Source organism: Rhodococcus sp. MurmanLake-1 (assembly GCF_056945715.1).
The window spans coordinates 1-996 of the sequence record NZ_JBWZNF010000055.1 but is presented as its reverse complement, the minus strand read 5'-3'; the positions used below and the strand labels follow the sequence as shown (position 1 = coordinate 996).

The following is a 996-nucleotide window of genomic DNA, read 5'->3' as shown; positions in this document are numbered from 1 at the left end:
GCGATACACGGAATCGTTTCTTCTTGTTGGAATGTAAGTGGAGATAGTAAAGCGCCTGTCGCAACGACAAGTATTTTTTTGAACTCTCCTCTTTTCATTCGGTTTAATAAATGACCGTAAACGACTGTTGCGGAACATCCAGGCCCGCTAGCACCAGCTATGACAGGTTGTCCTTCTCTGTAAATGATAATTCCGCAATCTTGAAATTGTTCGCTCGTTACTTTCGTTCCGTGTTTATGTAGTAAGTCATAAGCAATTTCGCGTCCTACATGTCCGAGATCGCCTGTTACGATTAAATCGTAGTAAGAGGCATCAATTTGGCGTTCACGTAAATGGGCTTCAATTGTATCAACTGCAGCTGGAGCCATTGCGCCTCCCATATTAAACGGATCCGTTAATCCCATATCAATCACTCGTCCGATTGTTGCAGAGGTTACTCTTGGACCGTGTCCAGTATCGCTTAAAATAGCGGCTCCTGCTCCGGTTACTGTCCACTGTGCAGTAGGCGGCTTTTGTCCGCCGTATTCGGTAGGGTAGCGGAATTGTTTTTCTACAGCAGTATTATGGCTTGAAGCTCCAGTTAATAAATATTTTGCACCTTTTGCATTTACGATACTTGCCCCAAGTGCTAAACCTTCCATAGAAGTAGAGCAAGCCCCGAATAGTCCGAGATAAGGAGTGCCAAGTGTGCGGCAAGCAAAGCTTGTTGGAGTGATTTGATTAATTAAATCTCCTGCGAGTACGAATTGAATATCGTCTTTACGAAGTTCTGCTTTTTCAGTAGCGCGGCTACAAGCTTCTTCGAATAAAATTTTATGTGCTTTTTCATAGGAATCTTGTCCAAGCCATAAATCTTCATGAAGGATATCGAAGTCTTCTGGGATGTTCCCCTTTGCTTCAAATGGTCCACCGACAACCCCTGTTGAGATAATGACTGGTTTGTTTTCAAATACCCACGTTCGGTGTCCTTGTAACATTTATAGCCCTCCCCATTGA

At 43.6% G+C, this 996-nt stretch carries 1 protein-coding gene; it reads right to left on the bottom strand.

Annotation, left to right across the window (positions count from 1 at the left end):
* Positions 1-977, bottom strand: a 977-nt coding sequence (gene spoVAD / locus AC2ETI_RS32550) for a stage V sporulation protein AD (protein WP_431168151.1), incomplete at its 3' end; no start/stop codon positions are given.
* Positions 978-996: the final 19 nt, after the last annotated feature.